Below are 23,971 nucleotides of genomic sequence, written 5' to 3' on the forward strand. Positions count from 1 at the left end.
CGCAGTGACCGGCGGTCAGCTGCAGGCCGCCAGCAAAGGCAAAAGCGCTGCCAAGCGTGTCGCAAATGGACATGCCACCACGACACCTGTGGGAGCGAGCCTGCTCGCGAAGGCGGTGTGTCAGTCGACATGAATATAGATTGATCAGACGCTTTCGCGAGCAGGCTCGCTCCCACAAGGTAAGGCGGTAGTGTTTAGAGCAGCTTGTGCTCCATCGCGTACTTCACCAGTTCCGCTAGCGAGGTGATGTTGAGCTTCTGCATCAACCGCGCCTTGTGGGTGCTGATGGTCTTGCTGCTCAGTGCCAGTTGCTGGGCAATGTCGTTGACGTTGGCGCCCTGGGCCAGGCGTTCGAACACGGAAAACTCGCGCTCGGAGAGCAACGAATGCAATGGCCTCGAGTCGGTCAGGCCGACTTCGAAGACCATGCGATCAGCCAGTTCCGGGTCGATATAACGCCCGCCTGACGCCACTTTGCGAATGGCGGTCAGCAACAGTGCCGGATCGCTGTCCTTGGTTGCATAACCGGCGGCCCCGACCTTCAGCGCCCGGGCGGCCATTTGCGCTTCGTCGTGCATCGACAACACCAGGATCGCCGGCGGATTGTTCAGGGCGCGAATCCGCGGAATCGCTTCCAGGCCATTGACGCCCGGCATGGAAATGTCCAGCAACACCACTTCGCAGGGCACATGACGCAAGGTGTCGAGCAACTGCTCGCCATTGCTCGCCTCCCCCACCACCAGCAAGTCCTTGGCCAGGCCAATCAGCTGCTTGATGCCTTCGCGGACAATGGTGTGGTCTTCGGCTACCAGTACACGGATCACGTTCTTCTCCAGATTCAAGATCATTCGCGAGCAAGCCCGCTCCCACATTTGGAATGCGTTTCCCCTGTGGGAGCGAGCCTGCTCGCGAAAGCGTCAGCACAGATACCAAAAATTCTTCAGGCTTCGTCCAGCGGCACTCGCACACTCAGCGTCGTACCCTCACCCGGCTCACTCTCAAGGGATAACTCCCCCCCCATGATCAACACCCGCTCACGCATTCCGACGATCCCGAAGGACGTTGGCCTGCCAGGCGCAGCAACAAATCCTACGCCATCATCGGCGACCGTCAGACACAACTCGTCGCCTTCCAGCGCCAGTGTCAGTTCAACAGTATGCGCCTGGGCATGGCGCATGACATTGGTCAGTGCTTCCTGAAGGATCCGGAACAGGCCGATGGCCTTGGCATCGCTGAGCACCGGCAGATTGTCCGGCACCTGCACCAGACACGGAATCTGCGTACGCGCCTCGAATCGCCGGGCCTGCCATTCGATGGCCGAGGCAATGCCGGCATCGAGAATCGGCGGGCGCAAGGCAGTCGCCACGTCGCGAACCAACTGGAAGAGCTGGGCGATCAGGCGCTTCATGCTGCCCAGGCGCTCGTTGAGGCCCGGATCAAGTTGCGCGTAAGCCAGTTCGCACATGGACGTTTCCAGCTTGAGCACGGTCAGCATCTGCCCCAGTTCATCGTGAACTTCCCGGGCAATGCGCGCTTTTTCTTCTTCGCGCACGCTCTCCAGGTGCGCGGACAACTCACGCAGTTGTTCCCGGGAGCTGGCGAGTTCAAGCTCGATGCGCTTGCTCTCGCTGATGTCCCAGACGATGCCGTCCCAGACATAGGCGCCGTCCTCCAGCCGGCGGGTGATGGCCTTGATTTCCGCCCAGCGCTGCTCGCCCTGACGCGTGAGGATTCGCCCTTGCCACGACCAGTCGCTGTCGGTATCCAGCGCATGGTCCTGGGTCTGGTGATAACTCGCCTTGTCATCCGGATGCACCAGGCTGCGCAGGCCTTTGTCGCGATGCGCCAGCGTGGCCGGTGAATAACCCACCAGGCTTTCGCTGCCTTCGCTGATGTAGGCAAAGTCGATCTGGCCAGTCACCGGTGCCCGCTCCAGGCGGAAAACCAGCCCCGGAACGTTGGCGGCGATGCCCTGCAGTCGCGCCTCGCTTTCCTGCAAGGCGGCCAGGGCGCGGCGCCGCTCGGTGACGTCGTTGAGGTAAACCACCAGGTATTCGCCATCGCGAAAACGTAGAAAGCTCAACGAAACATCGGCCGGCAGGATGCTGCCGTCGGCGCGCACGCAGTTGGTTTCGAAGCTTTGCGGGCCCTCTTCACTGGCCCGGGCGCGCTTCCACAGATTGAGCCAACGATCCATGTGCAGGCCGGGTTCGAAATCGATCAAGGGCCGATCGATGAGCGCGCCGGATGGATAGCCGAGCATGTTTTCCGCCGCACGATTGGCGTAGCGCACGTGGCTGTCCCAGTTGACCCAGAGGATGCCGACGGTGCTTTGATCGATGGAAAACTGGGTCAGCCGCAGCGCCTCTTCGCTGGCGGCACGCAAGGCAATATCTTCCTGTGCAGCCATCAGGCGTTGTTCCAGGTTGTGCTGCTGGCGACGCTGCCAGAACACGATAGCCACGCAACTCAACGCCAGCACGGCCAGCAACAGGCAGAGGTTTTGCCAGAACCCCCGCGACTCGGTGAGACGTGGATATTTGGGTTGCAGCCATTGATTGTGCAGTTGCTCCAGATCCTTGGCCGGAATCGCCCGCAATGCGCTTTCGACGATACCTGCCAGTTCCGGTTTGTCGCGACGCGTGGCTACCCGCAACAGCTGCGGCAGGCCGACATCCCCGACCACCACCAACCCGGCAAACTCCGGTTCGACGGACAGGCGCCCCAATTGCGCTTCATCGACCACCGCATAAGCCGCCTGCTGGCCCGTCAGTAACTGCAATGCCTGGCGCTCCATCGGCACGCCCTGCAGATTCAGGTGCGGATAGTTGCTGTGCAGGTAATCGGCGATGGCGCTGGGCATGCGCACGGCGACGCGGGTCTGGCTGTCGAGCTTTTCCAGTTCGATTGCCCCGGCGCTTTTCTGGTCGCTGACCACCAGTTGCGGCACCCGCATGTAGGGGTCGGAGAATTGCCAGAGGCGCAGCCCGCCAGGTGTCTGGGTCAGTCCCGGGGCGATGTCGATTTCGCCTTCGCGTGCGGCAGCTTCCAGTTGTTCAAGGTCGGAAAAGTTGCGCCAGCTCAGCTCGACGTCGAGGGTCTTTGCCAGCCGCTTCATCAAGTCGACATTCACCCCGGACAGGCGCTGCAAGCGGCGATCGTATTGCGCATAGGGTGCCTGCAACACCAGTCCGACCCGTAACTCGCCCTGCTGCGTCAGCCAATGCTGTTGCTTCGGGGTCAGTTGGGCAACGTGCGCCGGGGGCACGACTGCCGCCCAACCCATCAAGGGAAACCACAAACAGCCGATAACCCACAGGCAGCGAAAACGCATCATTGAACTCTCACACACTGACAAATACTGACCAACCCATTAGGCTGCCGGAACAACTTCTGGCCTGGAATATCCGATGCCCCCTGTCTACCGCCTGGCACTGCCAGCATTGTGCCTGTCGCTGATCCTGCCTTGCGTTTTTTCCGTCGAGGCGGCCGAACCGGCGCCTGTCGCAGCAGAAAAGGCCGCCGAAGAAAAACCACTCGAACGTCAGCCGCTGCCTGAGCGTAGTCAGGAAGAAGCGACTGCACTCGAGCGAAAAATCCCGGCTCAGGAACAGCAACAACTGCAAGCGGGCACCGAGACTTTTCTGGCATTGTGGAAACCGGCCAATACCGCCGAACCCAAAGGCGCGGTGATTATCATCCCGGGCGCCGGCGAAACCGTTGACTGGCCGCAAGCGGTCGGTCCGTTGCGGCGCAAATTGCCGGACGCCGAGTGGAGCAGCCTGAGTATCACCTTGCCGGACCTGCAAAGCGATGCCATTGCGCCACGAATCGTGGAGGCAACGCCGGCTCCCAAAGCCCCCGAAGCCGGCAGCAAGGACTCGACCACCGCAGCCCCGATCGAACAGGTGGCCGGTGGCGAGGCCGATGTGGCCGACAAGGCCATCGCCGAAACCACCGAAGAACAATCCAAAGCAGATGCCGAGCGCATCTTCGCCCGGATCGACGCCGCGATCGCGTTTGCCGAACAACAAAGCGCCCGCAGCATCGTGGTGCTGGGGCATGGCACGGGTGCCTATTGGGCGGCGCGCTACCTGAGCGAGAAGCAACCATCGCAAGTCGAGAAACTGGTCATGGTCGCCACTCGCACACCAGTGGCAGAGAAGCCCGAGTTGGCGGAACTGACCCCGTCCCTGAAGCTGCCGACCGCCGATATTTACTACAAGGACAAAGCGCTGGACCGCAACGCCGCGCTGGAACGCCTGCAGGCCAGCAAACGCTTGAAGTCCTCGACGTTCAGTCAGGTCGCGCTCAAGGCCCTGCCCGATAGCAAGGCCGAACAGGAGCAATTGTTCCGGCGGGTGCGGGGTTGGTTGAATCCACAGAACCCGGCGGACTGACAGACCGAGGCGCTTCATTCGCGAGCAAGCCCGCTCCCACAGGTTTTATGTCGATCACGAAATGGCGGACGACATCAAACCTGTGGGAGCTAGCTTGCTCGCGATAGCGGTATCACTGGCGACGCAAGTTTTCCGGCCTAGCGAAAGTCCCGCCGCTCCCGAATCAGCGTATAGGCACTATGCAGTTCACGCGTTCGCTCGGTGGCCTCACGCACCTGCGTCGCCGTTGCGCCACTGCCGGCGATCTTGTCCGGATGATGGCGACTGAGCAGGCGCCGGTAGGCACGCTTGATCTGCGCCGGTTCAGTGGTGGCCGTCACTCCCAACAGCTTCAAGGCGTCCTGATAGCTTGGCACGCTGTTGCCCAATGGCCGTTTCTGCGGCTCATAATCGTGGGCCAACGCCTGCACCTGGTGCGGCGTCCAGCCCAGCCACTGCCCCCACTGGCGGATCAACTCACGCTCACCGCTGCCGGCACGACCATCGGCCCAGACCATTCGCCAGCAGGCGCGTAACACGCCTTCCGCCGCGTGGGGCTGGGCACTCAGGCGACGCAGATAACCGCGTAGCCGGTCGCGGCCCGACTTGCCACGGTTGAACGCGGCAATTGCACGGCGCTGAGCCGGCTCGGACATGTCCAGCGAACGCATTTCCGCCCGGGCCTGTTCGATGTGCCCGGCCATCACTTGGCCGTCGCACTTGGCCAGGCGTCCCAGCAGGACAAACAGCAATTCATCGTTGCGCAGCACCGGGCGGCCGCCCAGTTTTTCCCGCAAATGCCCCCAGCTCTGCAGGTGCAAGCGCCGATCCAGCGCCTGCCCCAACAACGCGCCGAGCATGGCCCCCGGAATACTGGCTATGGCAAAGCCTGCTCCGGCTCCGATCAGAGTCCCTGGCCACAGCATGTCAGCGGCTCGCTTCTATTAATGTTTCAACTTCGGCCAGACGTTCGTGAGTGCCGACATCGACCCAGTGTCCCCTCAACTGCTCGCCGGTCACCAGCCCGTCAGCCATGGCTTTGCGCAACAGCGGCGCGAGCTTGAAGGCCCCGGCGGTGCAACCGTCGAACAACTGCGGATGCAACACGGCGATGCCGCTGTACGTCAGGGTGGTAGCCTGCGGTTGACCGTCGTGCACCTGGTTTCCGACCAGGCTGAAGTCCCCGGCCGGATGATGCGGCGGGTTGCTGGCCAGCACCAGATGCGCCAGACCGTTGATGGGTTGGTGCAGCACACTGAAGTCGTAATCGGTCCAGATGTCGCCGTTGACCACCACAAAGGCTTCATCCCCCAACAACGGCAAGGCGCGGAAAATCCCGCCGCCGGTTTCCAGGGGTTCACCCTCCGCCGAGTACTGGATGCTCACGCCATAACGCGAACCATCGCCCAGATAGTCTTCGATCTGCTGACCGAGCCAGGCGTGATTGATCACGATGTCGGTGAACCCGGCGGCAGCCAGCGCCCGCAGGTGATACTCGATCAGCGGCACGCCGCCGGCACGCACCAGCGGTTTTGGCGTGGTCAGGGTCAGCGGACGCATGCGCTCGCCTTTGCCCGCGGCCAGAATCATTGCCTTCATGCTTTCACTCCGGCACGCAGACTGGCCAGCAGCACATCCAGCTCGGCCAGTTCGGGGCGGCGAGCGATCACGGCATCTATATAGGCAAAGAAGCGCGGAACATCGCCCAGATAACGCGGTTTGCCGTCGCGATGGCAGATGCGCGCGAAAATACCGATGACTTTCAGGTGACGTTGCACGCCCATCAAGTCGCTGGCACGCAGAAAGTCCTCGAACTCGGGCTGAACCGGAATTCCGAGGGCCCCCGCCTGCTGCCAGTAGCTTTCCAGCCAGCCGTGTACGCGCTCTTCGGGCCAACTGAGGAAGGCGTCCTTGAACAGGCAGGTCACGTCGTAGGTCACCGGGCCATATACCGCATCCTGGAAATCCAGCACGCCGGGGTTGGGCTCGCTGAGCATCAGGTTGCGCGGCATGTAGTCGCGATGCACCAGGACTTTTGGCTGTGCCAGGGCGCTGTCGATCAACAGATCGCTGACCTGCTGCCAGAGCACTTGCTGCGCCGCGTCGAATTCGATGCCCAATTCGCGCTTCACGTACCACTCGGGGAACAGTTCCAGTTCGCGACGCAGTAATGCCACGTCATAGCTCGGCAGCGGCGCGACCATCGGCAACTGCTGGAAAGCCAGCAACGCCTGCAGAGCATCCTTGAACAAATCGTCGGCGTTTTCGCTGTCGATGACGTCCAGATAGGTCTTGTTGCCCAGGTCATTGAGCAAAAGAAACCCGCGTTCCAGGTCTTCGGCATAAATTTTCGGCACATTTATTCCGGATTTCGCCAGCAAAAAGGCGATATCCACGAAGGGTTTGCAGTTCTCCTGGGGCGGTGGCGCGTCCATCACGATGAAACTTCTGCCATCGCCTTCCCAGCGGAAATACCGCCGGAAACTCGCGTCGCTGCTGGCCGCGGTCAACGTGGCCGGGGGTACGACGCCCCAGCCCTGCTCGGCAAACAGGGTCGCCAATTGTTCATCGAGCCAAACTTTCAGGTGTTGCAAGCGTACATCTTGATCAGGCATTGCAAGGGTCTCCGACGGCGCTAGCCGTCAAGCGGGTCATGCTTTATTATCCAGCATCTTTTTCAGACCATCGAGAGGCGTGCGGCCCACACCGCGGGCAGATGGCACGCAGGAAGCCCGGACTAATAAGATGGCATTGAAATCCCCCGCGTTTCGTAAAAAATTTCCGTTGTTGGTTACCGGCAGTTTGCTGGCGCTGCAACCCCTTGCCACTTCCTACGTGGTCGCCGCGGAACAGTTTGACTGCACAGTCTCTGCTTCGGGTTCCTGGGACTGCGCACCAAAGACGCCGGCGGCTGCATTGCCACCGCGTCCCGTCCATGACGGCAGCGCAGTTTCCGCCACCGGCGAAGCCCCGGCCGAGAACGGTTCCAGTGAAGACACTGGCGCCAAGCCGGTGCTGGTCACCGAATCCAAAGGCCGTGGCCTGAAGTCGCGTAGCGAAGACTACAGTCACCTCGACTGGGTTCCCCGCGAGCAGCTCACCGCCGCACAATTGGCCGAAACCGGTCCTTATTGCTCTGGTTCCTATATCGAACCGATTCGTCCTGGCATGAATGACAAGACGGATAAAAGTGACGCGCCTACCTTTATCGGCGCAAAAGCCTCCCGCTATAAGCAGGATGAGCAGGTCGCGACCCTGGCCGGCGACGTCGTCATGCGCCAGGGCAGCATGCAGGTCGAAGCCGACGAAGCCAACCTGTACCAGGCCGAGAGCCGTGGCGAACTGAATGGCAACGTGCGCATTCGCGACAACGGCGCCCTGATCGTCGGCGACCATGCCGACGTGCAGCTCGACACCGGTGAAGCCAAGGTCGACAACGCCGAATACGTGATGCACAAATCACGCATCCGCGGTAATGCGCTGTACGCCAAACGTGCCGAGAACGCGATCATCCGCCTCAAGGACGGTACGTACACCACGTGCGAACCGAACAGCAACGCCTGGCAACTCAAGGGCAACAACATCACCCTGAACCCGGCCACCGGTTTCGGTACGGCGACCAACGTGACGCTGCGGGTCAAGGACATTCCGGTCCTGTACACGCCGTACATCTATTTCCCGATCGACGACCGCCGCCAGTCCGGCTTCCTGCCGCCGACCATCGGCACCGGCAGCGATACCGGCTTCATGCTGGTCACCCCGTACTACTTCAACCTGGCGCCGAACTACGATGCCACGTTGTACCCGCGCTACATGGAAAAGCACGGCTTGTTGATGGAAGGCGAGTTCCGCTACCTGACCAAGTCCAGCGAAGGCCAGTTCGGTGCGGCGTACCTCAACGACGAAAGCAACGAGCGCGACAAGCAGTCAGACTCCGAAAAAACCCGCTACATGTACAACTGGCAGCACAAGGGTGGCCTCGACTCGCGAGTACTCACGCAAGTCGACTACACCAAGATCAGCGATCCGTATTACTTCCAGGATCTGCAGACCGACCAGATTGGCATAAAAAGCAACGACTACGTGAACCAGCAGGGTTCCGTGACCTATCGCGGCGAGGGCTATACCGCTCGCGCGAACGCCCAGGCATACGAACTGGCGAGCGTAGCGAACATTACCCCGTACGACCGCCTGCCGCAGCTCACCCTCGACGGTATGCTGCCTTACCATCCGGAAGGCCTGGACTTCACGTACAACACCGAGCTCGTGCGGTTTGACCGGGATCTGCAGAGCGGGACCTACTTTGACGAAGATGGCTTAGGTGAACCCCGTATCGATAACAACGTTCAAGGCCTGGCTCGCGCCAATGGTGACCGCCTGAATCTTGCGCCCGCCATGAGCCTGCCGATGAACACGACTTACGGCTTCCTGACACCGAAGCTCAAGTACCAGTACACCCAGTACCAACTGGATCTGGACGGTCTGGGCAAAAGTCAGATCGCGGCTCAAAATCAAAACGCAGCTCTCAACGGGACTAAAAATTTCAACGGTCAGTTCGACAGCAACCAGAACCGCGGCGTGCCGATCGCCAGCATCGACAGCGGCCTGTACTTCGATCGCAATACCCAGTATTTCGGCAAGAACTACCGCCAGACTCTAGAGCCGCGCCTGTTCTACCTGTACGTGCCTGAGGTCGATCAGGAAGACATCCCGGTATTCGACACCAGCGAATACACCTTCAACTATGCGTCGCTGTTCCGTGACAACCGCTTCTCCGGCTCCGACCGTGTCGGCGACGAGAACAAACTGTCCCTGGGCGTGACCAGCCGCTGGATCGAAGACAACGGCTTCGAACGTCAACGGATCAGTGTCGGCCAGGCCCTGTACTTCAAGGACCGCGAAGTCCAGTTGCCGGGGGTCGATCCAAAACTCCGCGCCGATGCCCAAGCCAGCGTTTCGCCGTACGCACTGGAATACGAATATCGCTGGAACCGCGACTGGCGTACCACGGCCGACTACAACTGGGACCCGGACAGCCACAGCCCTCGCTCGGGCAGCGCGATGTTCCACTACCAGCCTGAAGACAACCCGAACAAGATCGTCAACCTCGGCTATCGCTATCGTAACGACCAGGTGATCTACAACCAGAACACCGGTCAATGGCAGTTCGGCGGCGACTACGGCACCCCTGGGCAGCCTGGCTACGTGAAGGATTACTACAAGATCGAACAGCACGACTTCTCGGTGATCTGGCCGATCGTGCCGCAATGGAGCGCTATCAGCCGCTGGCAGTATGACTACAACCGCAACCGTACCCTGGAAGCCTTCGGTGGTTTCGAGTACGACAGCTGCTGCTGGAAACTGCGCCTGATCAACCGTTACTTCGTTGATTACGACGAGTTCAGCCAGCAGGCACCGGAAAACGAAAAAGGCGACCATGGCGTCTTCCTCCAAATTGTTCTGAAGGGACTCGGCGGCCTCACCGGCGCCAAGGCAGAGAGCTTCCTCGACAAAGGCATTCAAGGTTATCGTGAACGTGAAGACCAAGCTTTCTGATTGTCTGCGCCCGCTGATGCTGGGCGCGCTGTTCCTGAGTACGGCGGCCAGTGCCGCCGTGCAGTCCATCGATAAAGTGGTGGCCATCGTCGACAACGACGTGGTCATGCAGAGCCAACTGGACCGACGCGTCCATGAAGTTCAGCAAACCATTGCCAAGCGTGGTTCTGCCGTACCGCCGGCCAGCGTGCTGGAGCAGCAGGTACTTGAACGCCTGATCGTCGAAAACCTGCAATTGCAGATCGGCGAGCGTTCCGGCATCCGCATTACCGATGAAGAGTTGAACCAGGCCGTCGGCACCATTGCCCAGCGCAACAACATGTCGATCGAGCAGTTCCGCGCTGCCCTGACTCGCGACGGTCTGTCCTATGAAGACGCACGTGAGCAGATTCGCCGCGAAATGGTCATCAGCCGCGTGCGCCAGCGTCGGGTCGCCGAACGCATTCAGGTCTCCGAGCAGGAAGTGAAGAACTTCCTGGCGTCTGACCTGGGCAAAATGCAGCTGTCCGAAGAGTTCCACCTGGCCAACATCCTGATTCCTACACCGGAAAGCGCCAACTCCGAAGCGATTCAGAGTGCCGCCAAACAGGCCGATGCGATTTACCAGCAGCTCAAGCAAGGCGCTGACTTCAGTCAGTTGGCAATCGCCAAATCCGCCAGCGAAACCGCTCTGGAAGGTGGTGACATGGGCTGGCGTAAAGCCGCTCAATTGCCGCCGCCGTTCGATCGCCTGCTGAGCACCATGCCGGTGGGTGATGTCACCCAGCCAATGCGCACGCCGGGCGGCTTCATCATCCTGAAGATCCTCGACAAGCGTGGCGGCGAGACCCAGATGCGCGACGAAGTGCATGTGCGTCACATCCTGGTCAAGCCGAGCCCGATCCGCGACGAAGCGAAAACCAAGGCCCTGGCCGAGTCGCTCTACAGCCGTATCGAGGCAGGCGAAGACTTCGGTGAGCTGGCGAAAAACTACTCGGAAGACCCGGGTTCCGCCCTCAACGGCGGCGACCTGAACTGGATCGACCCGAACGCGCTGGTGCCCGAGTTCCGCGAAGTGATGGCCAAGACCCCGCAAGGTCAGCTGTCCAAGCCGTTCCAGACTCAATACGGCTGGCATGTCCTGGAAGTCCTTGGCCGTCGCGCCACCGACAGCACCAGCCAGGCTCGCGAGCAGCAAGCCATGACCGTTTTGCGTAACCGCAAATACGACGAAGAGCTGCAAACCTGGCTGCGTCAGATCCGTGACGAAGCGTACGTGGAAATCAAACTCCCTGGCGCCGACCAGGCAGCGCAGTGAAACCCCAACGTTTCGCGCTGACACCCGGTGAACCAGCCGGCATAGGTCCCGACCTGTGCCTGCTGCTCGCCTCGCAAGCCCAGCCCCATCCCCTGATTGCCATTACCAGCCGCGACCTGCTCATCGAGCGGGCCGCGCAACTGGGCGTGGCGGTCGACTTGCTGCCGGTCACCCCGGACAACTGGCCGGATGCACCCGCGCCAGCCAACAGCCTGTATGTCTGGGACACACCGCTCAACGCCAAGGTCATCGCTGGACAGCTGGACAAGGCCAACGCTGCGTTCGTCCTGGAAACCCTGACCCGCGCCGGCCAAGGCTGCCTCAGCGGGGATTTTGCCGGCATGATTACCGCGCCTGTGCACAAAGGCGTCATCAACGAATCCGGCATCGCCTTTTCCGGGCACACGGAATTCCTTGCCGACCTGACCCACACCGCGCAAGTGGTGATGATGCTGGCCACTCGTGGCTTGCGCGTGGCCCTGGTGACCACTCACCTGCCCCTTCGCGAGATTGCCGATGCCATCACGTCGGAGCGCCTGGAACGCGTCACGCGAATCCTGCACGCCGACCTGCAAAACAAGTTCGGCATCGCCCGGCCACGCATCTTGGTCTGCGGGCTCAACCCGCATGCCGGTGAAGGCGGACACCTGGGCCATGAAGAAATCGATATCATCGAACCCACATTAGAGCGCCTGCGCGGCGAGGGCATGGACCTTCGCGGTCCCCTGCCCGCCGACACTCTGTTTACCCCCAAATATCTGGAGCACTGCGATGCAGTGCTGGCGATGTACCACGACCAGGGCCTGCCGGTACTGAAGTACAAAGGCTTCGGCGCGGCAGTCAACGTGACCCTCGGCTTGCCGATCATCCGTACGTCGGTCGACCACGGCACCGCCCTGGATCTGGCCGGCAGCGGCAAGATCGATACCGGCAGCCTGCAAGTCGCCCTGGAAACCGCCTACCAGATGGCCGAGACCCGTTTATGACCGAGCACTACCAACACAAGGCGCGCAAACGCTTTGGCCAGAACTTCCTGCACGATGCCGGCGTTATCGACCGCATCCTGCGCTCCATTCATGCCAAGGCAGAAGACCGCCTGCTGGAAATCGGCCCGGGCCAGGGCGCACTGACCCAAGGCCTGCTCAGCAGCGGCGCGCAACTCGACGTGGTGGAACTGGACAAGGACCTGATCCCGATCCTCAACCAGCAGTTTGCCGGCAAGAGCAACTTCAACCTGCATCAGGGCGATGCGCTGAAGTTCGATTTCAACAGCCTGAATGCCGCGCCAGGCAGCCTGCGAGTGGTCGGCAACCTGCCATACAACATCTCCACGCCGCTGATTTTTCACTTGCTGCACAACTCGCACCTGATCCGCGACATGCACTTCATGCTGCAAAAGGAAGTGGTCGAGCGCCTGGCTGCCGGTCCGGGTGGTGGTGACTGGGGCCGCCTGTCGATCATGGTTCAGTACCATTGCCGGGTCGAGCACCTGTTCAACGTTGGCCCGGGCGCGTTCAACCCGCCACCGAAAGTCGATTCGGCCATTGTGCGTCTGGTGCCCCACGCGGTTCTGCCGCACCCGGCCAAGGATCACCGCCTGCTCGAGCGCGTCGTGCGCGAAGCGTTCAACCAGCGCCGCAAAACCCTGCGCAACACCCTCAAACTGCTGCTGAGCAATGCCGAGATCGAAGCCGCCGGCGTCGATGGCAGCCTGCGTCCCGAGCAGCTCGACCTGGCCGCCTTCGTGCGCCTGGCTGACAAGCTCAGCGAGCAAGCGCCACAAAAGCCTGCCACTGACTGACAGGCGATGAGCGCTATCGGGTAGGACGCCACTCTGGTCTACTACCCGATACTTGGCCTAGACTGAACTCCATCAGCTACGCCCCGCGTCCCGCTTCGTTTTTAAGGCCCCTTGCATGTCCGATCCTCGTTATCAGGTCGACGTCAGCGTCGTCACCCGCTATCTGGCAGAACAATCGCAACCCGAGCACGACCGCTTTGCCTTCGCCTACACCATTACCGTGCAAAACAATGGCGAAATGCCCGCCAAACTGCTTTCACGGCACTGGGTCATCACCGATGGTGACGGGCATGTGGAAGAAGTCCGCGGCGCAGGCGTGGTAGGCCAGCAGCCGCTGATCGACCCGGGCAAGAGCCACACCTACAGCAGCGGCACGGTCATGACCACCAAGGTCGGCACCATGCAAGGCACCTATCAGATGCTTTCCGACGACGGCAAACATTTCGATGCCATCATCGCACCCTTCCGCCTGGCGGTGCCCGGAGCCCTGCACTGATGGCAACCTACGCTGTCGGCGACCTGCAAGGCTGCCTTCAGGCCCTGCAATGCCTGCTCAAACAAGTGGCGTTCGACCCTCAACGCGATCGCCTGTGGCTGGTGGGCGACCTGGTCAACCGCGGCCCGCAGTCGCTGGAAACCCTGCGCTTCCTCTATAGCATCCGCGAATCGCTGGTGTGCGTGCTCGGCAACCACGACCTGCACCTGCTGGCGGCCGGGCGCAACATCGAACGCCTGAAGAAGGCCGATACCCTGCACGAGATCATCGAAGCGCCGGATAGCGCCGAACTGCTCGAATGGCTGCGCCAGCAAAAGCTCATGCACTACGACGAACAGCGCAACGTGGCACTGGTCCATGCCGGCATTCCACCCCAGTGGTCGCTGCGCAAAGCCTTGAAGTGTGCTGCCGAAGTCGAGACCGCCTTGCGTGACGACAACCTGCTGCCGCCCTACCTCGATGGCATGTACGGCAACGATCCGGCGAAATGGGACAACGACCTCAAAGGCGTGACGCGCCTGCGGGTGATCACCAACTATTTCACCCGCATGCGTTTTTGCACCGCCGAAGGCAAACTCGACCTCAAGAGCAAGGAAGGCCTCGGTACCGCCCCCCCCGGCTACAAACCCTGGTTCCAGCACAAGGAACGCAAGACCAAGGGTCTGAAGATCATCTTCGGCCACTGGGCAGCACTGGAAGGCAATATCAATGAGCCTGGCATCTCGGCCCTCGACACTGGCTGCGTCTGGGGCGGTGCCCTGACCCTGATGAACGTCGACAGCTTTGAGCGCCTGTCCTGCAAATGCGACGAACACGGCCATGCCGTGCCGCCAGTCGCCTCATCCATTCCCCAAACATCGCCAGCCAGCGCACCGCGCTAGACTGCCCATTCAGCCGAGCCACAGGAGCCCGCCATGAGCGAATTCAAACGTATCCCCCCGGAACAGGCCCAGGCCCTGCGCGAACAAGGCGCAGTGGTGGTCGACGTCCGCGACCCGGCCACTTTTGCCGCCCTGCATATCGCAGGCTCGAAGCATCTGGACAATCATTCCCTGCACGCTTTCATCCAGGGTGCCGACCTCGACGCGCCGACCGTGGTGGTCTGCTATCACGGCAATTCCAGCCAGGGTGCGGCCGCCTACCTGATCAGCCAGGGCTTCTCCGACGTCTACAGCATGGATGGCGGATTCGAGTTGTGGCGTACGACCTATCCTGCAGAAACGGCGCAAGGCACTGCCGAATAATTTTTTTGTAACGTTGCAGGCCCCGGCTCCCGCGGGCTAGCGCGGTGGCAGACGAACGGTCTGCCACAACTAATTACGTATCTCGCCTTTACCTCCCGAATTCCCAACTATCCTTAAGCCCAGGCCATCCAAAACAGGGGAGAGCCGGTACACCGGCGCACGGGTCATCGGGAGTAGCTTTCGGAGTCGTCAGCTCCGGGAGAGTTCTGGGGGGTAAACAGCAATCGCCTGTTCGGTTGCTGCCAGCATCGACTGAGTGATCCGGCGTCGGCTCCACGTATCGAGCGAGGTGACGTCATGAGTATCTTTAGCCACTTCCAACAACGCTTCGAGTCCACACGCCAGGAAGAACTCTCACTGCAAGAGTATCTTGAGCTGTGCAAAAAAGACCGCAGCGCCTACGTTTCCGCCGCCGAGCGTCTACTGCTGGCCATCGGTGAACCGGAACTGCTCGACACCTCGACCAACTCGAGGCTTTCGCGCATCTTCTCCAACAAGGTGATCCGCCGCTATCCGGCCTTTGAAGACTTCCACGGGATGGAAGAATGCATCGACCAGATCGTGTCGTATTTCCGCCACGCCGCTCAGGGCCTGGAAGAGAAGAAACAGATCCTGTACCTGCTCGGCCCTGTCGGTGGCGGTAAATCATCCCTGGCCGAGAAGCTCAAGCAGCTGATGGAAAAAGTGCCCTTCTACGCGATCAAGGGCTCGCCGGTTTTCGAGTCACCCCTGGGTCTGTTCAACTCCACTGAAGATGGAGCGATCCTTGAGGAAGACTTCGGCATTCCACGGCGCTACCTCAACACCATCATGTCGCCATGGGCGACCAAGCGCCTGGCCGAATTCGGTGGCGACATCAGTCAGTTCCGCGTGGTGAAACTCTACCCGTCGATCCTCAACCAGATTGCCGTGGCCAAGACCGAGCCTGGTGATGAAAACAACCAGGACATTTCGGCACTGGTGGGCAAGGTCGATATCCGCAAACTGGAGGAGTTCCCGCAGAACGACGCCGACGCCTACAGCTACTCGGGCGCCCTGTGCCGGGCCAACCAGGGTCTGATGGAATTCGTCGAAATGTTCAAGGCACCGATCAAGGTGCTGCACCCGTTGCTGACCGCCACCCAGGAAGGCAACTACAACAGTACCGAAGGCCTTGGCGCGATTCCGTTCACCGGAATCCTGCTGGCGCACTCCAACGAATCGGAGTGGCACACCTTCCGCAACAACAAGAACAACGAAGCCTTCATCGACCGGATCTACATCGTCAAAGTGCCGTACTGCCTGCGGGTCAGCGACGAAGTGAAGATCTACGACAAGCTGCTGTTCAACAGTTCGCTGGCCAAGGCGCATTGCGCGCCGGACACCCTGAAGATGCTGGCCCAGTTCACCGTGCTCTCGCGTCTCAAAGAACCGGAAAACTCCAACATCTATTCGAAGATGCGCGTGTACGACGGCGAGAACCTCAAGGACACCGATCCGAAAGCCAAGTCGATCCAGGAATACCGCGACAACGCCGGTGTCGACGAAGGCATGAACGGTCTCTCGACCCGCTTCGCGTTCAAGATCCTGTCGAAGGTGTTCAACTTCGATCCGCACGAAATTGCCGCCAACCCGGTACATCTGCTCTATGTGCTGGAACAACAGATCGAACAGGAACAGTTCCAGGCCGAGACCCGCGAACGCTATCTGCGCTTCCTCAAGGAGTACCTGGCACCGCGCTACATCGAGTTCATCGGCAAGGAGATCCAGACTGCCTACCTCGAGTCCTACAGCGAGTACGGCCAGAACATCTTCGATCGCTACGTGTTGTACGCCGACTTCTGGATCCAGGACCAGGAATACCGCGACCCGGAAACTGGCGAAATCCTCAACCGCGTAGCCCTGAACGAAGAACTGGAGAAAATCGAAAAACCGGCCGGCATCAGCAATCCGAAGGATTTCCGCAACGAAATCGTCAACTTCGTCCTGCGCGCCCGGGCCAACAACAACGGCAAGAACCCGACCTGGCTCAGCTACGAAAAACTGCGGGTGGTCATCGAGAAGAAAATGTTCTCCAACACCGAGGACCTGCTACCGGTCATCAGCTTCAACGCCAAGGCCAGCAAGGAGGACCAGCAAAAACACAACGACTTCGTCACACGGATGGTCGAGCGGGGCTACACCGACAAACAGGTACGGCTGCTGTCCGAGTGGTACCTGCGGGTCAGAAAATCACAATAACCCGCTGCCGGTCAGACCGGTTGTCGTCAGCCAGAGACCTGTGTGCGCTTTTTCTGTTACACAGGCCTCTGGAAGGTGTTCGAAAGTCGGTAGCGAGTTCAGGCAGCATCCAAGGCGCTTGGGGGAGCGTGCAATATCCCTCGGCTCTCGGTTCGATGCTGTATCACCGCTCGCCCCTTTCAGGACAGCTTCTAAGGAGCAGTCATGAGCTATGTGATCGACCGACGTCTCAATGGCAAGAACAAGAGCACGGTGAACCGCCAGCGGTTTCTGCGGCGCTACCGTGATCACATTAAAAAGGCTGTCGAAGAGGCGGTCAGCCGGCGCTCCATTACCGATATGGAACACGGCGAACAAATCAGCATTCCCGGCCGCGACATCGACGAGCCGGTGCTTCACCACGGTCGTGGTGGCAAGCAGACGGTCGTGCACCCGGGCAACAAGGAGTTCACCAGTGGCGAACACATCGCCCGCCCACCAGGAGGCGGTGGCGGTCGAGGCCCCGGCAAGGCTGGCAATTCCGGTGAAGGGATGGACGAATTCGTCTTCCAGATCACCCAGGAAGAGTTCCTCGAGTTCATGTTCGAGGATCTCGAACTGCCCAACCTGGTCAAGCGCAACCTGACCGGCACCGACACCTTCAAGACCGTGCGGGCCGGGATCAGCAACGAGGGCAACCCGTCGCGGATCAACATCATCCGCACCCTGCGTTCAGCCCACGCCCGGCGCATCGCCCTGTCCGGCAGCAGCCGGGCAAAACTGCGCGAAGCCAAGGAAGAACTTCTGCGACTCAAGCAGGAAGAACCAGACAACTTCGGCGATATTCAGGAAATCGAAGCTGAAATCGAAAAACTCAGCGCGCGCATTCACCGTGTGCCGTTTCTCGACACGTTCGACCTCAAGTACAACTTGCTCATCAAGCAGCCCAACCCCAGTTCCAAGGCCGTGATGTTCTGCCTGATGGACGTGTCCGGCTCGATGACCCAGGCGACCAAGGACATCGCCAAGCGCTTCTTTATCCTGCTGTACCTGTTTCTCAAGCGGAACTACGACAAGATCGACGTTGTGTTCATCCGCCATCACACCAGTGCCCGCGAAGTGGATGAAGAAGAGTTTTTCTACTCCCGGGAAACCGGCGGCACCATCGTCTCCAGCGCCCTGAAACTGATGCAGGAGATCATGGCCGAACGCTATCCGAGCAACGAGTGGAACATCTACGCCGCCCAGGCCTCCGATGGCGACAACTGGAACGACGACTCTCCGATCTGCCGCGACATCCTGATCAACCAGATCATGCCATTCGTGCAGTACTACACTTACGTTGAGATCACCCCGCGCGAACACCAGGCCCTTTGGTTCGAATACGAGCGCATCGCCGAAGCCTTTTCCGACACGTTTGCCCAGCAACAACTGGTCTCGGCCGGGGATATCTATCCGGTCTTCCGTGAACTCTTCCAGCGCAGGTTAGTGACATGACCGCCAAAGAGCAGAAGCGCCAACCCATTTCCACCGGCTCCGAATGGACGTTCGAGCTGATCCAGGCGTACGACCGCGAAATCAGTCGCATTGCGGCGGGTTACGCCCTCGATACGTACCCGAACCAGATCGAAGTGATCACCGCCGAGCAGATGATGGATGCCTACGCCTCCGTCGGCATGCCTCTGGGTTATCACCACTGGTCCTACGGCAAGCACTTCCTCAGCACTGAAAAATCCTACACCCGCGGCCAGATGGGTCTGGCGTACGAGATCGTGATCAACTCCGACCCGTGCATCGCCTACCTGATGGAAGAAAACACCATCTGCATGCAGGCGTTGGTGGTGGCCCATGCCTGCTACGGGCACAACAGCTTTTTCAAAGGCAATTACCTGTTCCGCACCTGGACCGACGCCAGCTCGATCATCGATTACCTGGTGTTTGCCAAGCAGTACATCATGCAATGCGAGGAGCGCCACGGCATCGACGCGGTCGAGGACCTGCTCGACTCCTGCCATGCACTGATGAACTATGGCGTCGACCGCTACAAACGCCCCTATCCGATTTCTGCGGAAGAAGAGCGCCGCCGGCAAAAGGACCGGGAGGAACATTTGCAGAAACAGATCAACGATCTGTGGCGCACCATTCCCAAGGGCGCGGACAAGTACAGCGACAAGGACAACGCGCGCTTCCCCGCCGAACCTCAGGAAAACATCCTGTATTTCATCGAAAAACATGCGCCGCTGCTGGAACCATGGCAGCGGGAAATCGTGCGCATCGTGCGCAAGATCGCCCAGTATTTTTATCCACAGCGCCAGACCCAGGTGATGAACGAAGGTTGGGCCACCTTCTGGCACTACACCCTGATGAACGATCTGTACGACGAGGGCCTGGTCACCGACGGCTTCATGATGGAGTTCCTGACGTCCCACACCAGCGTGGTGTTCCAGCCTGGCTTCGACAGCCCCTACTACAGCGGCATCAACCCTTACGCCCTGGGGTTTGCCATGTACCGTGACATCCGTCGCATGTGCGAAGAGCCCACGGAAGAAGATCGCCGCTGGTTCCCCGACATTGCCGGTACCGACTGGCTGGCAGCCATCAAGTTCGCCATGAGCAGCTTCAAGGATGAGAGCTTCATCCTGCAGTACCTCTCACCCAAGGTGATCCGCGACCTCAAGCTGTTCAGCATTCTCGATGACGATCAGAAGGACGACCTGCTGGTGCCCGCCATTCACGACGAAGGTGGCTACCGCATCATCCGGGAAACCCTGGCCGCGCAGTACAACCTGGGCAATCGCGAACCTAACGTGCAGATCTATAGCATCGACCGGCGTGGCGACCGCTCCCTGACCCTGCGTCACCAGCAACACGACCGCAAACCGCTGGGCGACTCGACCGAAGAAGTGCTCAAACACCTGCACCGCCTTTGGGGTTTCGACATTCACCTGGAAACCCTGCAAGGGGACACCGTGATGAAAACCCACCATGTGCCGCCCCGAAACGAGCACGGCGAAGGTGATTACGGTCGACTGGACCTGGCTGTCATCCATCTTTGATCCGCTTTGCGCCTCCGAAAGCTCGATGCAAGGGTTATCCTGTCGAGCTAACGGAGGTTTTTTATGCGTATTTATAAAGTCGGCGGTGCGGTACGTGATCGCCTGCTGGGTATACCGGTCACCGATATCGACTGGGTCGTGGTCGGCGCCACCACCGAAGAAATGCTTGCCAAGGGCTTTCGTCCGGTGGGCGCGGATTTCCCGGTGTTCCTTCATCCAAAAAGCGGTGAGGAATACGCCCTCGCCCGCACCGAGCGCAAAAGCGGGCGCGGTTACGGCGGGTTCACTTTTCACGCCAGTCCTGAAGTCACCCTTGAAGAAGATCTGATCCGTCGCGACCTGACCATCAACGCCATGGCCGAAGACGATCAGCAGAACCTGACCGACCCCTACCACGGCCAGCGCGATCTCGAAGCGCGCCTGCTGCGCCATGTTTCCCCGGCGTTTGCCGAGGATCCGCTCAGAGTCCTGCGTGTAGCCCGCTTTGCCGCGCGATATGCCGCGCTGGGTTTTACCGTCGCCCCGGAAACCCTTGAACTGATGCGTCAACTCAGCGAGTCAGGCGAGCTTGAGGCGCTGACTCCCGAGCGCAGCTGGAAGGAAATCTCCCGCGCCCTGATGGAAGATCAGCCACAGATGTTTATCGAGGTGTTGCGTGCATGTGGCGCACTCAAGGTGCTGATGCCGGAGGTCGACGCACTGTTCGGCGTCCCGCAGCCCCCGGCCCATCACCCGGAAATCGATACTGGCGCACACACCCTGAGCGTGTTGCAGCAAGCAGCACTGCACAAACAGCCGCTGAGCGTGCGCTGGGCCTGCCTGCTGCACGATCTGGGCAAGGGCCTGACGCCAGAGGAGGAATGGCCGCGGCACATTGCCCACGAGTTCAAGGGCCTGAAGCTGATCAAAGCGGTCAACGAACGCTTCAAGGCGCCGAGAGACTGCCAGGAACTGGCAATGCTGGTGGGCGAGTACCACACCCACGGGCATCGCGCCCTGGAGTTGAAACCATCGACATTGCTGGAATTGTTGCAAAGTTTCGACGTTTACCGTCGGCCACAGCGGTTCGAGGAGTTCATCGCGGCATGCGAAATGGATGCGCGCGGACGCGAAGGACTGGAGCAGAGAAGTTATCCACAGGCGGATTATCTGCGTGGGGCGGCGACTGCGGCGCGAACCGTTGCGGTTCAGCCGTTGCTGGAGAAGGGGTTCAAGGGGCCGGAGTTGGGTGAGGCGATCAAGCGTGAGCGGCTCAAGGCGTTGAAGGCCTACAAAGACAATGCCTGAAGAGCAAAAGATCGCAGCCTTCGGCAGCTCCTACAGGGTGCACATCAATCCTCTGTAGGAGCTGCCGAAGGCTGCGATCTTTTGCCTTACAACAAATTCGAAGGGGTCAACTGTTCGCCGCGCCACTCGAATGCCACCGGCGCCAAGACCTGATCGATCTGAGCTTCACCCCACAAAGTAGCAAAACTTTTGCCTACACCTGGATGCACTCTGTCTGGCGCGATCAGCGACAACGGCCACAACACAAAGGCATTTTTCAGAATTTCGGCCCGCGGCAGAATCAAGCCATCGAAGTTGCCCACCAGCTCCCCGAACAACAACACGTCGATATCCAGCGGCAAACCTCGGCGATCCGGTGCGTAACGACCGTTATCCGCCTCGATGAACTTCAGTCGACGATCAAGCTCCATCAGCGGCAGATCGGTATACGCCGACACCACGAAATTGAAGAACGGCCCGCTCTTGATGCCCACCGGCTGGCTTTCGAACACCGCCGAACAGCGGATATCGACAAGGAACGCCGCCAATGCATCGAGCCCCGCCCGCAAATGGGTTTCACGCTCGATATTGCTACCGAGCCCGAGGTACACCTGAGTCAGCGACATCCGCGCTCGATCTCCACGCCCACACCACCAGTGGCAGCCGGGACCGCGCCTGGCTTGGTCAGCTTCAGACGCACCCAGGTGATCTTGAATTCGCTCATCAGCACTTCAACCAGACGCTCGGCAAAAGTCTCGACCAGCTGATATTGCGCCTGCTCGGCAAACGCCTGGATGCGCGAGGAAACACTGGCGTAGTCGAGCGCCAGGGTCAGGTCATCACCGGCCGCGGCCGGGCGATTATCCCAGGCGAAGCTCAGGTCAAGACGCAAGCACTGTCGGATGCCTCGCTCCCAGTCGTAGGCACCAATCACCGTGTCGACTTCCAGGCCCTCGATAAACACTCTGTCCAAGCACTTCTCTCCGCTACACGACAAGGGCGCAATGCGCCGTTAGAATCAGGGCTTCCTCGCCCGGAATAGTTAGCATGTTTTGGTTATTGGCGATCCTCGCCTACCTGCTCGGCTCTCTGTCCTTTGCCATTTTGCTCAGCCGCCTGACCGGTAACCCCGATCCGCGAATGAGTGGCTCGGGCAATGCCGGCGCCACCAACATGTTGCGCCTGGCCGGCAAGAAACTCGCCATCCTGACCCTGCTCGGCGACCTTTGCAAAGGCCTGCTGCCGGTACTGATAGCGCGCCTTGCGGGCCTTTCGCAGCAGGAGCAAGCCTGGATCGGCGTCTATGCCGTCATCGGCCACCTGTTTCCGCTGTACTTCCGCTTTCGCGGCGGCAAGGGTGTCGCCACCGCTGCCGGCATGTTGCTGGGGCTGTATCCGCCCGCCGCCCTTCTGGCGGTCTGCGCCTGGCTCTTGACGTTCTACCTGACCCGCACCAGCTCCCTGGCCGCCCTGATCGCCACGCCGCTGACCCTGCCGTTGCTGGCCTGGCAAGAACCAGCGGCCCTGCTGCCCATGAGCACGCTCACCGGGCTGATCGTCTGGCGCCATCGCGGCAATCTACGCGACCTGTTTGCCGGGCGCGAACGGCATTTCTAGCGGCCGGACATGAGCACCGCTCATCACAACGCCGACAACTGCTCCATCGGCCAGCGTGCCTGCACACTGATCGCCAGGCTTTCCTGCTGACCAGCCTGCAAGCGCTGGCAGCCGGCAAAGGCGATCATCGCGCCGTTATCGGTACAGAACTGCGGACGGGCATAAAACACATCGCCCTTCATATCGCCGAGCATTTTCTCCAGAGAAGTGCGCAACGCCTTGTTGGCACTGACGCCCCCGGCGATCACCAGGCGCTTCATGCCGGCGGCTTTAAGGGCACGCTTGCACTTGATGGTCAAAGTCTCCACCACGGCCTGCTGGAACGCCAGTGCGATGTCGCATTGGGCTTGCTCGCCGTCGTCCCCGGCACTGACGCATTGTTGCCAGGTATTCAACGCAAAGGTTTTCAGGCCACTGAAGCTGAAATCCAGGCCCGGGCGGTCGCACATCGGACGCGGGAAGACGAAACGCCCTGCAACACCCTGCTCTGCAAGGCGAGCGATCTCAGGTCCCCCCGGATAATTGAGCCCCATCATCTTGGCCGTCTTGTCGAAAGCTTCGCCGGCCGCATCATCCAGGGTCTCGCCCAAGAGCGTGTACTGACCAATTCCGTCGACCTGAACCAGCTGCGTATGACCACCGGAGACCAACAAAGCGACGAACGGGAATTCCGGCGGTTGCGACTCCAGCATCGGTGCCAGCAAGTGGCCTTCCATGTGGTGTACGCCGAGGGCCGGAATGCCCCAGGCAAAGGCCAGCGCCTGGGCGCAGGAAGCCCCCACCAGCAAGGCACCGACCAGGCCAGGACCCGCGGTATAGGCGATGGCGTCGATCTCGGTCGGCACGCAGTCGGCCTCGGCCAACACCTGACGAATCAAGGGCAGCATGCGTTTGACGTGATCGCGCGAAGCCAGCTCTGGCACCACGCCACCATAGGCGCGGTGCAGGTCGATCTGACTGAAAAGCGCATCGGCCAACAGCCCGCGTTCACTGTCATATAATGCGACGCCGGTTTCGTCGCAGGAGGTTTCTAATCCCAGTACTAGCATGGGTTTGCGCC

The 23,971-nt window shown here is 60.4% G+C and carries 21 protein-coding genes; 13 read left to right on the forward strand and 8 right to left on the reverse strand.

Annotated features, from left to right (window positions below; all coding sequences use genetic code 11):
- Positions 1 to 194: 194 nt before the first annotated feature.
- A complete protein-coding gene (locus KW838_RS07990) occupies positions 195 to 848 on the reverse strand; it encodes a response regulator transcription factor (RefSeq protein ID WP_007993216.1) in 654 nt (217 codons plus the stop codon).
- Between the two features lie 92 nt (positions 849 to 940).
- Positions 941 to 3,337: a PAS domain S-box protein gene (locus KW838_RS07995; protein WP_218500849.1), complete on the reverse strand. Its 2,397-nt coding sequence runs from the start codon at positions 3,335 to 3,337 to the stop codon at positions 941 to 943.
- A gap of 73 nt (positions 3,338 to 3,410) precedes the next feature.
- Between KW838_RS07995 and KW838_RS08000 the strand changes: the two genes are divergently transcribed.
- Positions 3,411 to 4,400, forward strand: coding sequence for an alpha/beta hydrolase family protein (locus KW838_RS08000; RefSeq protein ID WP_102700190.1), 990 nt, complete (start codon positions 3,411 to 3,413; stop codon positions 4,398 to 4,400).
- A gap of 137 nt (positions 4,401 to 4,537) precedes the next feature.
- Here the strand turns inward: KW838_RS08000 and KW838_RS08005 are convergent, their stop codons facing one another.
- The 3 genes from KW838_RS08005 to KW838_RS08015 are packed head-to-tail and all read right to left on the reverse strand — an operon-like array spanning position 4,538 to position 6,994.
- Positions 4,538 to 5,305, reverse strand: a complete 768-nt coding sequence (locus KW838_RS08005) for a TerB family tellurite resistance protein (RefSeq protein ID WP_102700189.1) — start codon at positions 5,303 to 5,305, stop codon at positions 4,538 to 4,540.
- A 1-nt stretch (position 5,306) separates the two neighbouring features.
- On the reverse strand, positions 5,307 to 5,978 hold the full coding sequence (murU, locus tag KW838_RS08010; RefSeq protein WP_102700188.1) for an N-acetylmuramate alpha-1-phosphate uridylyltransferase MurU: 672 nt from the start codon (positions 5,976 to 5,978) through the stop codon (positions 5,307 to 5,309).
- Complete coding sequence (locus KW838_RS08015) at positions 5,975 to 6,994, reverse strand: aminoglycoside phosphotransferase family protein (protein ID WP_116582246.1); 1,020 nt, start codon at positions 6,992 to 6,994, stop codon at positions 5,975 to 5,977. Before KW838_RS08015 ends, murU begins: the two co-directional genes overlap by 4 nt.
- Before the next feature lie 130 nt (positions 6,995 to 7,124).
- On the opposite strand from KW838_RS08015, the gene KW838_RS08020 reads away from it, so the two are divergent.
- The 11 genes from KW838_RS08020 (at position 7,125) to KW838_RS08070 (ending at position 21,315) form a co-directional block, all read left to right on the forward strand.
- On the forward strand, positions 7,125 to 9,935 hold the full coding sequence (locus KW838_RS08020; RefSeq protein WP_218500850.1) for an LPS-assembly protein LptD: 2,811 nt from the start codon (positions 7,125 to 7,127) through the stop codon (positions 9,933 to 9,935).
- Positions 9,910 to 11,232, forward strand: a complete 1,323-nt coding sequence (surA, locus tag KW838_RS08025; RefSeq protein WP_173900815.1) for a peptidylprolyl isomerase SurA — start codon at positions 9,910 to 9,912, stop codon at positions 11,230 to 11,232. The genes KW838_RS08020 and surA overlap by 26 nt, the downstream gene beginning before the upstream one ends.
- Positions 11,229 to 12,218: a 4-hydroxythreonine-4-phosphate dehydrogenase PdxA gene (pdxA, locus tag KW838_RS08030; RefSeq protein ID WP_102700185.1), complete on the forward strand. Its 990-nt coding sequence runs from the start codon at positions 11,229 to 11,231 to the stop codon at positions 12,216 to 12,218. Before surA ends, pdxA begins: the two co-directional genes overlap by 4 nt.
- The gene (rsmA, locus tag KW838_RS08035; RefSeq protein WP_095964085.1) at positions 12,215 to 13,033 is read left to right on the forward strand and encodes a 16S rRNA (adenine(1518)-N(6)/adenine(1519)-N(6))-dimethyltransferase RsmA; all 819 of its coding nucleotides are present in this window, start codon (positions 12,215 to 12,217) and stop codon (positions 13,031 to 13,033) included. Before pdxA ends, rsmA begins: the two co-directional genes overlap by 4 nt.
- A gap of 115 nt (positions 13,034 to 13,148) precedes the next feature.
- Positions 13,149 to 13,529, forward strand: a complete 381-nt coding sequence (gene apaG / locus KW838_RS08040) for a Co2+/Mg2+ efflux protein ApaG (RefSeq protein ID WP_007980214.1) — start codon at positions 13,149 to 13,151, stop codon at positions 13,527 to 13,529.
- A complete protein-coding gene (locus tag KW838_RS08045) occupies positions 13,529 to 14,410 on the forward strand; it encodes a symmetrical bis(5'-nucleosyl)-tetraphosphatase (RefSeq protein ID WP_015097067.1) in 882 nt (293 codons plus the stop codon). Before apaG ends, KW838_RS08045 begins: the two co-directional genes overlap by 1 nt.
- Positions 14,411 to 14,443: 33 nt before the next feature.
- Positions 14,444 to 14,773 (forward strand): thiosulfate sulfurtransferase GlpE, encoded by a 330-nt coding sequence (glpE, locus tag KW838_RS08050; protein ID WP_104450002.1) that lies wholly within the window; start codon positions 14,444 to 14,446, stop codon positions 14,771 to 14,773.
- A 297-nt stretch (positions 14,774 to 15,070) separates the two neighbouring features.
- Positions 15,071 to 16,993, forward strand: a complete 1,923-nt coding sequence (locus KW838_RS08055) for a PrkA family serine protein kinase (protein ID WP_007980217.1) — start codon at positions 15,071 to 15,073, stop codon at positions 16,991 to 16,993.
- Positions 16,994 to 17,197: 204 nt separating this feature from the next.
- The gene (locus KW838_RS08060) at positions 17,198 to 18,469 is read left to right on the forward strand and encodes a YeaH/YhbH family protein (protein WP_007980218.1); all 1,272 of its coding nucleotides are present in this window, start codon (positions 17,198 to 17,200) and stop codon (positions 18,467 to 18,469) included.
- On the forward strand, positions 18,466 to 20,028 hold the full coding sequence (locus KW838_RS08065; RefSeq protein WP_102700182.1) for a SpoVR family protein: 1,563 nt from the start codon (positions 18,466 to 18,468) through the stop codon (positions 20,026 to 20,028). The genes KW838_RS08060 and KW838_RS08065 overlap by 4 nt, the downstream gene beginning before the upstream one ends.
- A gap of 63 nt (positions 20,029 to 20,091) precedes the next feature.
- Complete coding sequence (locus tag KW838_RS08070) at positions 20,092 to 21,315, forward strand: multifunctional CCA addition/repair protein (protein ID WP_218500851.1); 1,224 nt, start codon at positions 20,092 to 20,094, stop codon at positions 21,313 to 21,315.
- Between the two features lie 86 nt (positions 21,316 to 21,401).
- Here the strand turns inward: KW838_RS08070 and folK are convergent, their stop codons facing one another.
- Together folK and folB are read right to left on the reverse strand one after the other, a co-directional pair.
- Positions 21,402 to 21,920 carry a 2-amino-4-hydroxy-6-hydroxymethyldihydropteridine diphosphokinase gene (gene folK / locus KW838_RS08075; protein WP_102700180.1) on the reverse strand — a complete coding sequence of 173 codons (519 nt, stop codon included), beginning with the start codon at positions 21,918 to 21,920 and terminating at the stop codon, positions 21,402 to 21,404.
- On the reverse strand, positions 21,911 to 22,267 hold the full coding sequence (folB, locus tag KW838_RS08080) for a dihydroneopterin aldolase (protein ID WP_007980224.1): 357 nt from the start codon (positions 22,265 to 22,267) through the stop codon (positions 21,911 to 21,913). Before folB ends, folK begins: the two co-directional genes overlap by 10 nt.
- 74 nt (positions 22,268 to 22,341) lie before the next feature.
- Between folB and plsY the strand changes: the two genes are divergently transcribed.
- The gene (plsY, locus tag KW838_RS08085) at positions 22,342 to 22,911 is read left to right on the forward strand and encodes a glycerol-3-phosphate 1-O-acyltransferase PlsY (RefSeq protein ID WP_007993197.1); all 570 of its coding nucleotides are present in this window, start codon (positions 22,342 to 22,344) and stop codon (positions 22,909 to 22,911) included.
- A 23-nt stretch (positions 22,912 to 22,934) separates the two neighbouring features.
- Here the strand turns inward: plsY and tsaD are convergent, their stop codons facing one another.
- The gene (gene tsaD / locus KW838_RS08090; protein ID WP_102700179.1) at positions 22,935 to 23,960 is read right to left on the reverse strand and encodes a tRNA (adenosine(37)-N6)-threonylcarbamoyltransferase complex transferase subunit TsaD; all 1,026 of its coding nucleotides are present in this window, start codon (positions 23,958 to 23,960) and stop codon (positions 22,935 to 22,937) included.
- Positions 23,961 to 23,971 lie beyond the last annotated feature (11 nt).

This window comes from Pseudomonas sp. PDM27 (genome assembly GCF_019219205.1).
In the GTDB taxonomy this organism is placed as follows: Bacteria; Pseudomonadota; Gammaproteobacteria; order Pseudomonadales; family Pseudomonadaceae; genus Aquipseudomonas; species Aquipseudomonas laurylsulfatiphila.